Annotated in this window: 14 protein-coding genes and 1 pseudogene; 9 read left to right on the plus strand and 6 right to left on the minus strand. The window is 42.8% G+C overall.

The genetic code is table 11. The features are described 5' to 3' along the window. The first annotated feature begins 97 nt into the window (after positions 1–97). From ABID99_RS28395 to ABID99_RS28420, 6 genes are all read left to right on the plus strand, one after another. A complete protein-coding gene (locus tag ABID99_RS28395; protein ID WP_373615850.1) occupies positions 98–1,036 on the plus strand; it encodes an LD-carboxypeptidase in 939 nt (312 codons plus the stop codon). A 211-nt stretch (positions 1,037–1,247) separates the two neighbouring features. After that, entirely contained in the window at positions 1,248–1,934 is a 687-nt protein-coding gene (locus ABID99_RS28400; protein WP_373615851.1) for a transposase, read from the plus strand. Then, entirely contained in the window at positions 1,868–2,311 is a 444-nt protein-coding gene (locus tag ABID99_RS28405) for a transposase (protein WP_373615852.1), read from the plus strand. Before ABID99_RS28400 ends, ABID99_RS28405 begins: the two co-directional genes overlap by 67 nt. Before the next feature lie 605 nt (positions 2,312–2,916). Further along, a complete protein-coding gene (locus tag ABID99_RS28410) occupies positions 2,917–4,014 on the plus strand; it encodes a ligase-associated DNA damage response exonuclease (RefSeq protein ID WP_373615853.1) in 1,098 nt (365 codons plus the stop codon). Continuing rightward, positions 4,011–5,627, plus strand: coding sequence for an ATP-dependent DNA ligase (locus ABID99_RS28415; RefSeq protein WP_373615854.1), 1,617 nt, complete (start codon positions 4,011–4,013; stop codon positions 5,625–5,627). Before ABID99_RS28410 ends, ABID99_RS28415 begins: the two co-directional genes overlap by 4 nt. 63 nt (positions 5,628–5,690) lie before the next feature. Next, positions 5,691–6,152 (plus strand): MaoC family dehydratase, encoded by a 462-nt coding sequence (locus tag ABID99_RS28420; protein WP_090534746.1) that lies wholly within the window; start codon positions 5,691–5,693, stop codon positions 6,150–6,152. 71 nt (positions 6,153–6,223) lie between these two features. On the opposite strand, the pseudogene nadD reads toward ABID99_RS28420, so the two are convergent. The 3 genes and pseudogenes from nadD to ABID99_RS28435 all read right to left on the minus strand — a co-directional run bounded on the left by nadD (position 6,224) and on the right by ABID99_RS28435 (position 8,443). After that, positions 6,224–6,797: pseudogene (gene nadD, locus ABID99_RS28425) on the minus strand (nicotinate (nicotinamide) nucleotide adenylyltransferase). Positions 6,798–6,885: 88 nt separating this feature from the next. Beyond that, complete coding sequence (gene gmk, locus ABID99_RS28430) at positions 6,886–7,467, minus strand: guanylate kinase (protein WP_188834660.1); 582 nt, start codon at positions 7,465–7,467, stop codon at positions 6,886–6,888. Positions 7,468–7,567: 100 nt separating this feature from the next. After that, the gene (locus ABID99_RS28435) at positions 7,568–8,443 is read right to left on the minus strand and encodes a YicC/YloC family endoribonuclease (RefSeq protein ID WP_229701771.1); all 876 of its coding nucleotides are present in this window, start codon (positions 8,441–8,443) and stop codon (positions 7,568–7,570) included. Positions 8,444–8,667: 224 nt separating this feature from the next. Here ABID99_RS28435 and ABID99_RS28440 point away from each other — a divergent pair, with 224 nt between their 5' ends. Further along, the gene (locus ABID99_RS28440; protein ID WP_090534752.1) at positions 8,668–9,477 is read left to right on the plus strand and encodes a hypothetical protein; all 810 of its coding nucleotides are present in this window, start codon (positions 8,668–8,670) and stop codon (positions 9,475–9,477) included. An 18-nt stretch (positions 9,478–9,495) separates the two neighbouring features. Here the strand turns inward: ABID99_RS28440 and rnc are convergent, their stop codons facing one another. The 3 genes from rnc to ABID99_RS28455 are packed head-to-tail and all read right to left on the minus strand — an operon-like array spanning position 9,496 to position 11,741. Then, entirely contained in the window at positions 9,496–10,221 is a 726-nt protein-coding gene (gene rnc / locus ABID99_RS28445) for a ribonuclease III (protein ID WP_090534754.1), read from the minus strand. 10 nt (positions 10,222–10,231) lie between these two features. Beyond that, complete coding sequence (gene fabF / locus ABID99_RS28450) at positions 10,232–11,485, minus strand: beta-ketoacyl-ACP synthase II (protein WP_090534755.1); 1,254 nt, start codon at positions 11,483–11,485, stop codon at positions 10,232–10,234. Between the two features lie 19 nt (positions 11,486–11,504). Then, positions 11,505–11,741, minus strand: coding sequence for an acyl carrier protein (locus ABID99_RS28455; protein ID WP_031266521.1), 237 nt, complete (start codon positions 11,739–11,741; stop codon positions 11,505–11,507). 148 nt (positions 11,742–11,889) lie between these two features. Between ABID99_RS28455 and ABID99_RS28460 the strand changes: the two genes are divergently transcribed. Both ABID99_RS28460 and pyk read left to right on the plus strand, forming a co-directional pair. Then, a complete protein-coding gene (locus tag ABID99_RS28460; RefSeq protein WP_229701770.1) occupies positions 11,890–12,315 on the plus strand; it encodes an IPExxxVDY family protein in 426 nt (141 codons plus the stop codon). A gap of 65 nt (positions 12,316–12,380) precedes the next feature. Beyond that, entirely contained in the window at positions 12,381–13,820 is a 1,440-nt protein-coding gene (gene pyk / locus ABID99_RS28465) for a pyruvate kinase (protein WP_090534757.1), read from the plus strand. Positions 13,821–14,130: the final 310 nt, after the last annotated feature.

The following is a 14,130-nucleotide window of genomic DNA, read 5'->3' on the forward strand; positions in this document are numbered from 1 at the left end:
AATAGTGTGCAAAGATAATTGATTTAAGTGGGAGTGAGGAAGTCCGAAAGTCGGAAAAGTCTGAAGACCGAACACATAGTTTTATTATAATTTACAAATGAATAATATAAAATCTTCCGGACTTGCGGACTTGCGGACTTGCGGACTAATTCCATACCTCAAAAAAGGCGACAAAATAGCCATCACCTGCCCTGCCAAAAAACTGCCCAACCCCATGACAGATGCCATTACACTTTTACAAAGCTGGGGGCTGGAAGTTGTTTTAGGCGATACAGTAGAAGCCTCATTTCACCAGTTTGCCGGCGATGACGATTTTAGAGCGGCCGATATGCAGCGGTTTATTGATGATGATAGTATCAAAGCCATTATTGCCGCTCGCGGGGGCTACGGAACCGTGAGGATGATTGACAAAGTTGATTTTAGCCGTTTTTCACAAAATCCCAAATGGCTTATTGGCTTTAGCGATATAACCCTATTGCATACGCACTTGTTCACTAATTATGGTGCCCAAACTATTCACGGGCAAATGCCGGTTAATATCCCTGATGCATCCAAACATTCGATCGATACGTTAAGGCGGGCACTATTTGGCGAAGAATTAAATTATGAATTTGCAACACATGATGTTAATAAACCCGGCAAAGCCAAAGGTACCATTGTAGGCGGTAATTTATCGTTGCTGGTAGCTGCTGCAGGGTCGGTGTCCGATCTGGATTATAACAATAAGGTTCTATTTATTGAAGATGTTGGTGAATATCTGTATTCGGTAGACAGGATGCTGCGCATGTTGGACAGGGCGGGTAAACTAAAGAATCTTGCCGGCCTGGTAGTAGGCGGCTTTACTGATATTAAAGATAATGACATACCGTTTGGCCAAACTGTGTCCCAAATAGTGATGGAGATTGTTAAAGAATATAACTACCCAGTATGTTTCGATTTCCCGGCAGGGCATATCCCCGATAATAACAGTTTGGTATTAGGGCGAGAAGTGGGATTGCAGGTAGATGAAAAGCAGGCGAAGTTGTGGTTTAAATAACCAACAACGTAAGCTTCAAAAGAAGATGTCATTTCGACGAACCGGCCGAGGAACAAACGGGATGGGTGAGGAGAAATCTTCTACGACATAAAATCAACGTTTTACAGGGCGTATAAGATCGTATGCATGAAACAGTTAAAGAAGAGTTCTTGAAAAAAAGGTTGTAGATTAAAGTAAACAACTAAGAACAAACACTTTAAATCAAGAACTCATGCAACAAGTTACACAATTAGATTTTAGCGGGCAAAAGATTTTTGCGGGGATAGATGTCCATAAGAAATCCTGGAAGGTAAGCATCCGTAGTGAACAAATGGAACTCAGGACGTTTTCGCAGAACCCATCGGCGGGAGAATTAAGTACTTATCTTAAGCGTAATTACCCATCAGCGGACTACCACGTAGTTTATGAAGCCGGATTTTGCGGTTTCAGTCATCAGCGGGAATTTAGTAATGCAGGGATTAACTGCATCGTTGTAAACCCGGCCGATGTACCCACGACAGGTAAGGAAAAACAGCGTAAATCAGACACCGTTGATTGCCGGAAATTAAGTCAGTCACTAAGTAAAGGAGACCTTACCGGTATTTTTATTCCCTGTATTGAACAACAGGATGACCGGGATATTATTCGCACATACAATCAAACGGTAAAAGATCAGACGAGATATAAAAACAGGATCCAGGGTTGGCTTCACTTCCAGGGGATAACGTTCGGTGAATCAGAGGGCCGTTATTGGTCAAATAATTTTACCAACTGGCTTAAAAATCTGTCATTGAGTCCTTCGGCAGGACAGCCCTTGACCTTAAACTTCAGGGTTACCTACAGGCCAGGAGCATGGTATTGGCCGCCACCAGGCAGGTGCGTATTTTGTCCAGGCAGGCGCGTTATAAGGAAAGAATAGCCCTGATCAGGACAATTCCCGGCGTGGGCGAGATTACCGCTTTGTTATTTGTAACAGAAGTGGGCGATGTGAACAGGTTTAAATCGTTCGATGCTTTATGCGATTACGTTGGCCTTGTGCCCAATACTCACAGCACTGGTGATAAAGAAAAAGTATCAGGTCTGACCAGGCGGGCCAATCATCAGCTCAGGGAAAAACTCATTGAAGCCAGTTGGACAGCCGTACGTACAGATCCCGCCTTGACGATGCCTTATAATAATTACTGTAAAAGGATGAAAAAGAACAATGCCATCATCAGGATAGCTAAAAAAATGCTTAACCGGATTCGGTATGTAATGAAAAACGAATGCCCGTATGTAATAGCGGTTGTGAAATAATAAACAACAAAAGTGCAGGATAAAACAATCTGTTTTGTTATCAGATGATAAACCGGAATGAGAAATCCGCAGCCCCTTTTGAGGTGTCTGCTTTGTATAAGACTACGGTTATCATTTTATCAAATAATTTAAACGCGATGCTGCGGCCCGTAATGGTGTCTGCTTATAGGAGATTGATTGGTATTTATCGGTGCATTAACGTAATTGAAAATCGGTGAAGGTTTTCTTAGCCATAGGCGAAAAAGATAAAATAAAAAAGTCTCCTGTTACAGAGACTTCTTTTATCTGATTCGGCAGATCATATTGCTGGCAGGTTGCTCCCCAGCAGAGCCTGTTTCCTCTTCTGATCTGCAAAGGAAAATTAAGAAAACATGGTCACGGTTTGCTTAGTCATTTATATATTATAACTTTATATAATCTATTACCACGCTTTTTAGGACTTTTTGCCTTTCTGTAGCAGATTTTCATCATAGGAGATTTCTCTTTCGCCCCGCCGCTCAAGTCTGCCCTTGCTCTATCGAAATGACATTTTTTTTGTTTTTGGGATGCTCCCCCTTTAGGGGGCCGGGGGGCAAACCAATTTGCTTATCAGTAGTTTATATAACATGGCTAAAAAACCGCTGCTTGAATTTACAGATAGAGGGATTTACTGCGCGCAGGGCAAATTTTATATCGATCCATGGAAGCCGGTTGATGATGCTGTAATAACCCACGCCCATGCTGATCATGCTTATTGGGGGCATAAACATTACCTTGCCCATCATCTTTCGCGCGAGGTTTTGTTGTACCGTTTAGGCGAAATCAACCTGCAAACGGTTGAGTATGGTGAAATAGTACACAAGAATGGTGTTACTGTGTCTCTCTTCCCGGCAGGCCACGTGATCGGCTCAGCGCAGATCCGGGTTGAATACAAAAGCGAGGTTTGGGTAGTATCCGGCGATTACAAGGTAGAAGATGATGGGATTTCTACTCCGTTTGAGCCGGTTAAATGCCATCACTTTATTTCAGAGTGTACTTTTGGGATGCCGGTTTACCAATGGAAGCCGCAGGTACAAACTTTCAATGAGATCAATAGCTGGTGGCGTCATAATCTCGATAACGGACTGGCAACAGTAATTGTAGGTTACTCCTTAGGTAAAGCACAACGAATCTTGCAAAACCTCGATTTGTTTAATGGCATGGTTTACACTCATGGTGTTATCGAAAATACCAACGAAGCCCTGCGCCGTAATGGCGTATTGTTAAACCCATCTAAGCGGATAACCCCCGAAAGTTCAAAAGAAGAGGTACGCAAAGGCATCATTATAGCGCCACCATCATCAGTGGGTACGCCCTGGATGCGGAAGTTTCAGCCTTATAGTTTTGGTTATTGTTCAGGCTGGATGGCCATTCGTGGCGCCAAACGCCGCCGCGCTGCCGACAGGGGTTTTGTGCTTTCTGACCATGCCGATTGGGATGGCCTTATTAGTGCTATTGATGCTACGGGGTGTGAATGCGTTTACCTTACCCATGGATACACAGCCACGTTTTCGAGATATTTAAATGAGATTGGTTTTAATGCCCGGGAGGTGCATACATTGTATGGAGAGGAAGAAGACCCCTCCAACCTCCCCGAAGGGGAGGCTCCAAGCGCCGGAGAACCAGAAAAGGAAGTCCTCTCCTTTGGAGAGGATTTAGGTGAGGTTGGAGGGGCCGATTCATGAAAGCCTTCGCCCAACTCTTTCTTTCGCTTGACGAAACCAATAAAACCAACGAAAAGGTTAAAGTATTAAAAGACTATTTTAACACGGTGCCCGATACCGATAAAATGCACATGCTTGCTTTGTTTACCGGTCGCCGGCCAAAGCGGCAGATCAATTCAACGCTGGTACGAAACTGGGCCATCGAGGCATCACACATTCCTGCCTGGCTGTTTGAGGAAAGCTATCATGTAGTGGGAGATTTGGCAGAAACTATGGCATTACTTATGCCTCAAAGTGACGCGAGCAGCAGCAAAACGCTTACCGAATGGATAGCTGAGATCAATGCCCTTAACTATAAAACCGAAGAGCAAAAAAAAGAATGGCTGATGGATTCATGGGCCATGCTTGATAACCAGGAGCGCTTTGTTTTTAACAAACTGCTTACCGGCAGTTTCAGGGTTGGGGTATCGCAAAATTTGGTAATCAAGGCGCTGGCGGATATTTCCGGACTCGAACCCGCAGTACTTACCCATCGCATTATGGGGAGCTGGCTGCCCGAAACTTATCAGTTTTCGCAATTGATGGCGGAGCAGGATGCCGAAGCTAATATCTCCCGGCCTTATCCTTTCTTCCTGGCCTATCCTATCCAGGAAACGTCCGAAAAACAAAAAACTCCTGCTGAAGTAGGGATCGCCCTCGGTGATGCATCCGATTGGCAGGCTGAGTGGAAGTGGGATGGGATCCGTGCGCAAATGATAAAGCGCGGCGGCGAGATTTTTATCTGGAGCCGTGGAGAAGATTTGGCTACTGAAAAGTTTCCCGAGCTGCATCTCTTTTTAAATGCCCTCCCCGATGGTACGGTGATTGACGGCGAGATCCTCAGTTTCCAAAATGGCTTGCCTATGCCGTTTAATGTGCTGCAAACGCGTATCGGCAGAAAAAACCTCAGCAAAAAAATTCTGGAAGAAAGCCCGGTAGCCGTTATTGCTTATGATTGCCTGGAACATAAAGGTGAAGATATCCGCTATAAAACCCAAACCGAAAGACGGGAAATTTTGGAACAGTTACAAACAGCAACACTATATTCCGAAGTGTTCCGTATTTCATCGCTGATTCAGTTTGAAAGCTGGGAACAGCTTGGAAGTATCAGGGAACAATCGCGCGCTATGATAGCCGAGGGGATTATGCTGAAACGCAAAAGCGCGGCCTACCAGGTAGGCCGCCGCCGGGGCGATTGGTGGAAATGGAAGATCGATCCGCTATCGGTGGATGCTGTGATGATCTATGCCCAAAAAGGTCATGGCCGCCGGGCCGACCTGTATACAGGTTATACTTTTGCCGTTTGGGATGGCGACAAGCTGGTGCCTTTTGCCAAGGCTTATTCGGGCCTTACCGACGTAGAGATCAACAAGGTTGATTATTTTATAAAACGCAATACCATCGAAAAATTTGGTCCCGTACGTACCGTAAAGCCCGAGTTAGTGTTTGAGATAGGTTTTGAGGGCATCAATAAATCCACCCGTCATAAATCGGGCATAGCATTGCGGTTCCCGCGGATATTGAGGTGGCGGCATGATAAACCCAAAGAAGAGGCTGATACACTGGAAAGCTTAAAGGCATTACTGGGCGAATAAACACTATAATTTAATACCTTTGCGGCTTCAATATTAAAAAAACCTAACTATCAATAAACCAATATGATTGTAATCAGCAGTTTTCAGGAGTTTGAACAGCAGGTTGGCAACGACCTTGGCGTATCATCATGGCACACCATTACGCAGGAGCAGATCAACAAATTTGCCGATGCAACCCTCGATCATCAATGGATCCATACCGACCCGGAAAGGGCAAAAACTGAAAGCCCATTTAAGTCAACCATTGCACATGGCTACCTTACACTTTCACTTATCCCTCACCTATGGAAAGAGATCGTAAAGATCGAAAACCTGAAAATGGAAATTAATTACGGTATCGAAAACCTTCGTTTTGCACAACCGGTGCTGGTTGATAATGAAGTACGGTTAAAGGTAAAGCTAACCAGCTTGCTTAACCTTCGTGGCACAACGAAATCCACCATGGCCATCGAACTTGAAATAAAAGACCAACGCAAACCGGCTTTCACCGGCGAAGTAGTGTTTTTATATCATTTTATTGGGTAAGCCCACACTTATTAATTGCCCGTTATTGCTGTGAGGTACGAAGCGATGACGGGCGATTTAGATTTACAGAGTTACCTGTACAAGCTTTTGCTCTCAATAAATTTCAATACCGGATCTGGTACAAAAAACTGCACGTTCTTTTTTTCGGCTATTGATTTGCGGATAAACGTAGCCGAAAGTTCCATAAGCGGCGTCATGGTGATGGTAACCGAAGGATGATCGGCCAGTTCGGCGTTTTCATACCCGGGGGCGCGGGTACACGTAAATGCGGTAATCGCGCAGGATAAGCTTATAGTTTTTCCACTTGTGCAGGGAGCCAAGGTTATCCGAACCCATGATGAGGGCAAACTCATGCTCGGGATATTTTTCCTTTAAATGAGTAAGGGTATCAATGGTATACGATGGCTGGGGCAACTTCAGCTCAACATCGCTCACACTAATATTGGTTGCATTATCAGTAGCCAGGCGGGCCATCTCCAATCTGTCATAAGTGTTGATCAGATCGCCATACTTTTTTAACGGATTCTGGGGCGATACAACCAGCCACACCTTATCAAGCGAGGTATGGTTTGCCATATAATTGGCAATAATCAAATGCCCTATATGTATAGGATTAAATGAACCAAACAGTAAGCCTATCTTCATGTTGTGCCCCTAACCCCTAAAGGGGAAATTAAAAGTTTTGTAGATTAAATGCTCCCGGTGTACAAAATGAGTTTTTTGCACTCCCCCTTTAGGGGGCCGGGGGGCTAATAAAGTTACTCACCAATTCCTCAGCCTCTGCGCAAGCAGTTTCAAGATCGTAATTTTTGAGTATAATATCAAATTGCGGAGCGTATTTAAGCTCTTTTTCTGCTTTAGCAAAGCGTTCTTTCAGTTTTTCTTCGCTATCAGTGCCACGGCCTGTCAACCTTTCAATTAAAACCTCAAGCGATGGCGGTTGTACAAATATAGCCAAAGCCTGGGGACCGTATTTGCGTTTAAGGTGAAGGCCACCCTCAACGTCAATATCAAATATTACTGTTTTGCCTTTTGCCCAGATGCGCTCAATTTCAGTACGGAGCGTGCCATAAAAAGTACCGGTATAAACCTCCTCAAATTCAACAAATTGCTTTTTGGCTATGCGGTGCAAAAACTCTTCTTTGCTTATAAAGTAGTAATCTTTTTCATGCACCTCATCGCCGCGGCGCTCACGCGTGGTGGCCGAAATAGAAAATTCAAGATCAGGAATTTTTCCCAGCAAATGATGTACTATTGTGGTTTTACCAGCACCCGACGGAGCCGAAAATATGATGAGTTTACCTTCTTTGGACATTGATCAATGCGTCATTAAGTCATTAAGTCATTGTGTCATTTTTCAAAAACCGCCGGCAAAGCAATCAATGACTTAATGACAAGATGACTCAATGACTATACTATAATACGTTTAACAGTTGTTCTTTAATTTTTTCAAGCTCTTCTTTCATGCCTACTACCAGTTTCTGGATGTTGGCATCATTGGCTTTTGATCCTAATGTATTGATCTCGCGGCCAATCTCTTGCGAAATGAAGCCCAGCTTTTTGCCGTTTGCATCGGCGTTTTTTAATGTTTCGATAAAGTATTCGCAATGCGCTTTTAGCCTTACCTTTTCTTCGGTAATATCAAGCTTATCAATATAATAGATCAGTTCCTGTTCAAACCGGTTTTGATCTATAGCTTCGCGGCTTGCGGCTTCTGCTAAGAATGTATTAAGTCGCTCCCTAATCAAAGGAACACGTTTTGGATCTTCCAGTTCAACAAGCTCCAGGTTTTTTAATATGGTATTGATACGACCTTTGATTTCCTGTTCAATAACATTACCTTCCTGAGCCCTGAAGTCCTGGAAAGCGGCCATCGCCTGCTGAAAAGTTTTTTCAACGGCTTTCCACTCATCTTCGGATATGGTATCTTCTTCGTATTTAACAACTTCGGGTAAGCCCAATGCCAGCTGAAGCAGGTTGCCGGTTGGCTCGCCGAGCTCTTCGCTTACTGATTTTAGCTGGTTGTAATAATGTTTGAGCAGATCTTTATCAATGCCTGCCGCTTTTACTGATTGACTTACCTGCTCGGTATTGATAGATAAATTAACTTTACCGCGTTCGATAAGTTTGCTGCAGTCATTACGCAGCTGAAACTCTTTTTCGGCAAAAATCTTCGGCAAACGAAGTGATAATTCTAAAAATTTGCTGTTCAGGGATTTAACCTCTACGGTGTATTTTGTACTGCCCGAATCAAAACTGGCAATTCCATACCCTGTCATGGATTTTATCATGCGCAAAGATAGCAAATTTAGTTAGAGGTTAGAGATCGGAGATTAGAGGTTAGGTCACTGTTAAATTTCGGATTTGAAATAAATTCAATAGAGAGAATTTATCATTAAAAAAAAGTAAAACTAACCTCCATTCTCTAACCTCCAACCACCAAAGCGAAGCGCTTTAACACTTTTTCACATTTCAAATAAAATACACTTCCTATATTTACGTTCAATTATCACTGATGCGTAACTATTTATACCTGCTTGTAACAGGCGTTCTATGCCTTATAACCGTTCATGTTTCGGCCCAGGAGTTTACGGTAAAAGGGGTTATCTCAAAAAAGGTGACTAATGAGCGTGTAGGACAGGTTTTTGTTAAAGATCTGAATACCAAAACATTGATACTTAGTGATGATGTTGGCTGGTTTAGCATAAAGACCCGTGTTGGCGATACCCTGCTTTTTTCCCGCGATGACTATACCCCTCAAAAAGTAGTGGTACTGAACAATAGCGACATGCCCGTTTACATGCAGCCCATTATAAAACTTGACGAGGTAAAAGTTGTTGGCCAAACCAAACGGCAGGAAATAAACCAGGTATTGAACGATTATAAGAAACAGGGAACTTATTATAATGGCAAGCCGCCGGCGTTATCTTTTTTAAGTAACCCGGTAACCGGTCTTTATGAGCTTTTGGGCACAACCCCCAATCGCGCACGTCGCTTTGCTCAAAACGCCCAAAGCGAATTGGAGCAGGCCGAAATTCACAAACATTACAACATCCCATTTGTGAAACAATATACCGGTCTGGCTACCGATAGCCTTGCCCGTAAATTCATGAATTATTATACGCCTACCTACAAAGATATTAAAGCCTGGACTGATTATGACCTGATAAAGCACACCATACGGGCATATGAATATTATAAAAATAGCAGTGATAAAGAAAAGCTCGAAAAGCTAAACAGTCCAACATTCATCGTGCCCGATTCAACTGTTAAATTGGGTGAAGGGCCGGTAGAACTTAAAAAGGAAAAGAAACTGCCGCTTTAATCGTTAAAATACTTTGAATCAGATGCCCAATGCTTCGCATGCTTTTTCGGCGGCAAGCTTTTCGGCGTTCTTTTTACTGAACTCTTTGCCCGAGCCCATTACTTCACCATCTATATTGGCCTGTACAGTGAAAAGCTTGGTGCTTTCGCCATCCTGATTGGTTACCAGTTCAAAAATAATATCGCGGCCATGTCGCTGGCACCATTCAATAAGCTTGCTTTTGAAGTTAGTTTCCGTTTGCTCAAGCGTATGAATATCAATATGAGGTTTTATGATATGATTGATCAGGAAATTTTTGGTAAAGTCATAGCCTTTATCCAGATAAACTGCGCCAATCAGGGCTTCAAATGCATCGCCAAGCAATGACCCCTGCCTGCTCGAGTTAAGCATACGGTTGTCATACTCAATCAATTTATCAAAGCCAAGTTTTTTTCCGAGTGCGTTAAGGTTTACCCGGCTTACTATTTTTGAGCGTAATTCGGTCAAAAAACCCTCATCTTCATAAGGGTATAATTTAAAAAGTACTTCAGCAACAACACTGCCCAGTACGGCATCGCCCAAAAACTCCAGGCGTTCGTTACTGTTTTTTACCCCCTTCTTGATGTTTTGGGCTACCGATTTATGACGGAAAGCCATGCGGTATAAAGACAAATTGCCCGGCACAAAACCGAGCAAATTCTTTAAAATTTTAACATACTTTCTGTTGGGTGATATATAAAGCTTGTAGAACCGACTTATAGGCATCAAACCACAATTAATCTTCGTACTTTTTAAATATTACAGAAGCGTTGTGTCCGCCAAAACCAAATCCATTGCTTTGCACTATATTAATATCGCGTTTTTGAGCGGTATTGAAAGTGAAATTGATCTTAGGATCAAAAGCCGGATCATCAGTAAAGTGATTAATGGTTGGAGGGATGATACCATTTTTTAATGCCAGTATCGATGCAATAGCTTCAACCGCGCCGGCAGCACCAAGTAAATGGCCTGTCATTGATTTGGTTGAGCTAATGTTGATACGGTAAATATCATCGCCAAACACATCCTGTATTGCTTTAATTTCCTGCGGATCACCGATTGGGGTTGATGTGCCGTGAACGTTCACATAATCAATATCGGCAGGGCTAAGGTTAGCATCTTCGAGGGCTGCGCGCATTACAAATGCGGCACCTAAGCCATCGGGATGAGGTGCTGTCATGTGATAGGCATCGGCGCTCATGCCGCCACCCACCATTTCGGCGTATATTTTAGCGCCGCGGGCTTTTGCATGCTCTAACTCCTCTAAAATAATAGTACCTGCTCCTTCACCGGCCACAAAACCATCCCTATCCAGATCAAACGGACGTGATGCCGTTGCCGGATCATCGTTTCGGGTTGATAATGCGTGCATGGCGTTAAAACCACCTATGCCGGCTTCGTTGATAATGGCTTCAGAACCACCGCTGATGAACATGTTAGCTTTACCCAAACGGATGTAGTTAAATGAGTCTATCAGGGAATTATTTGATGAAGCACATGCCGAAACAGTAGTGAAGTTGGGGCCGCGCAAACCATATTTAATAGATATATGGCCGGGGGCTATATCAGCAATCATTTTAGGGATGAAGAACGGGTTAAAACGCGGAGAGCCATCACCTTTGGCAAAGGCCGTAACCTCGTCGAGGAAAGTTTTTAAACCTCCAATACCCGAGCCCCAGATAACGCCAATACGGCTGGTATCCAGTTTTGAAAAATCTAATCCTGCGTCTTTTACGGCTTCTTCGGTTGAAAATAAGGCGTATTGTACAAAAGGATCCAATTTGCGGGCGTCTTTACGGCCCAAAAAACCATCTGCGTCAAAGTCTTTTACTTCGCACGCGAACTTAGTTTTGAATTTTTCGGTATCAAAACTTTTGATCAAGGCAGCGCCACTTACTCCATTGATCAGTCCGTTCCAATAATCTGAAACAGTGTTACCAATAGGAGTAAGTGCTCCAAGCCCGGTTACTACAACTCTTTTAAACTCCATTTAATCCAGTTAAGGAGTTTTATTTAACGTTTTTTTCAAGGTAAGCAACTGCCTGGCCAACAGTACCAATAGTTTCAGCCTGATCGTCAGGAATAGCCACGTTAAATTCTTTTTCAAACTCCATGATTAATTCCACGGTGTCTAACGAGTCGGCACCAAGATCGTTGGTGAAACTCGCTTCTGGCGTAACTTCACTTTCGTCAACACCCAGTTTTTCTACGATAATAGCTTTTACTCTTGAAGCGATATCAGACATAGTCTTTATAGTTTAATGATTAATAAAAATTCAGTGCAAAGAAAAATAAATTCTGTCAATAAACAAATCTAAAACTTTTACAATATAAATCTCTAAACAAAATTTTATTGAAACGGTTTGTATTAGTAATTTTGACGGCGTAAAAGTAATGATTTTGAACAGGAAATTTTTAAAGTTTGAGATCGATTTTGATTTTGTGCTCATTGCAGTAACAAGCTCACTTAAAGATTACCGGGTTTGTTTTCTTATAAACAAGTACTTGAATTTTAATTTCGTAAAAACCGATGACCTGGAAGTAGATATTTACCCCGGGAGCGAACCTGTTTTGTTTTCATTATACCGTTACAGCTGGGAAACCACCGAAACAGACTTCTTCTTTATAGGCAATAAAGGTTCAGATGGCTACCTGGTGCCTGAAATAAAAAGTGCCGACTATTTTTTAATGATCCGTAACTATATAGATGATAATGAGCTTGATACGATCATTTCATCGCTTAATAAAATACCAGAGATAGTTGCAGCTGTAAAGATTGACCCAAAAAAAATAAAATCACGGGAAAATCTTTTATTTTAGCGCCGAATTTAAAAAGATGTTGGTTTTACAATCATTAAATACCCTCCAGTTTTAACCCGAATAATATGGAACTATACTATAATCGTACAAAAATTGTTGCCACCATGGGGCCGGCATCAGCTAAAAAGGATGTTTTATTAGCGATGATCAAGGCAGGTGTCAACGTTTGCCGTCTTAATTTTTCGCACGGTAAGCCTGAAGATCATAAGGTAGTGATCGATCTTATCCGTGAAATTAACGAGCAATACAAAACCAACGTAGGTATCCTGGCCGATTTACAGGGCCCAAAGATCCGTATCGGGCTGGTAAAGGACGGCGGTATTCATTTAGTTAACGGAACGCACATTAAAATTACCACTCACGAGTGCATTGGTAACGATGAGCAGATCTATATTACTTATGATACCTTCCCACAGGACGTACAGGCAAACGAAATTATTTTGCTTGATGACGGCAAACTGCAGTTAAGGGTTATTGAAACCAACAAAATTGATACAGTTATATGTGAGGTTGTTCACGGCGGTATCTTAACGTCACGCAAGGGGGTTAACCTGCCTAACACCAAAGTGTCTATCCCAAGCTTAACCGAAGAAGATTTGATCAACCTTGAATTTGCCCTTAAACAGGATGTTGAATGGATCGGTCTTTCTTTTGTTCGCACAGGCGAGGATATCATTGACTTGAAACGTATTATAGCACGCAACGGTTCGGCGGCTAAGGTAATTGCCAAAGTTGAAAAACCGGAAGCTATTGAAAATATTGATGCCATTATTGCTGCAACCGATGGTGTAATGGTTGCCCGTGGTGACCTTGGTGTTGAAATGCCGCTTGAAGAAGTACCGTTACTGCAAAAAATGATTGCCCGTAAATGCCGCGCTGCTTCAAAACCGGTTATCGTAGCTACCCAGATGCTGGAATCAATGATCACCACACCACGCCCAACCCGTGCCGAAGTGAATGACGTTGCCAACTCTGTACTTGACGGTGCCGATGCGGTTATGTTAAGCGGCGAAACATCAGTTGGTGAGTTCCCGGTTATTGTTATTGAAACTATGGCCAAAATTGTACGCAATGTTGAAGAATTAGGCTATCCGTTTAACGCTCCAAAGCAAGCGACAGCTAAAGACCCTTCTTCTCCGGATTTCCTGATCAATGCACTTTGCGAATCTGCCGTACATATTGCTGAGCAAAGCAATGCGGTAGGTATCGTTTCCATGACTACTTCAGGTTATACTGCATTTGAAATATCAAGCCACAGGCCTAAAGCCAGTACATATATATTTACATCCAACAAGCAGCTATTGAATGCGCTTAGCCTTGTTTGGGGTGTGAGGGCGTATTATTATGATCAGCTGGAAAGCACAGATCAAACCATTGCCGATGTTAACGACACTCTTAAAGCCGAAGGCCTGATTAAAACAGGCGACGTAGTTGTTAACACTGCTTCTACCCCTATAATTAAACAGGGTAAAACCAATACACTTAAATTAAGCGTTGTGGAATAAGGCTATTTAAAATCTTACTTTTAATGAAGAAGGCTCGCCGGGATAACTGGCGGGCTTTTTTGTTGGCGGGATATGCAGGCATCAATGGAATAGCGCGTTCCGCCCTATGGGATATAAGATGAGGCCCCTTCATAAAAAACAATGCCGGCTACCCGAAAGTAAACCGGCAAAGCACAATTAAAATCAGGCATAATTCAGGTTTAAGTTGAAAGGCTGATTTCTCTTGCTATCCTAAAAAATAAAAGGTAGATGCTTAAATAAATTTATCCGCGTTTATAAAACCTGTTTGAGCACCTGCTGCAGCGATAGC

The organism is Mucilaginibacter sp. OAE612 (assembly GCF_041806395.1).
GTDB classification, from domain to species: Bacteria; Bacteroidota; Bacteroidia; order Sphingobacteriales; family Sphingobacteriaceae; genus Mucilaginibacter; species Mucilaginibacter rubeus.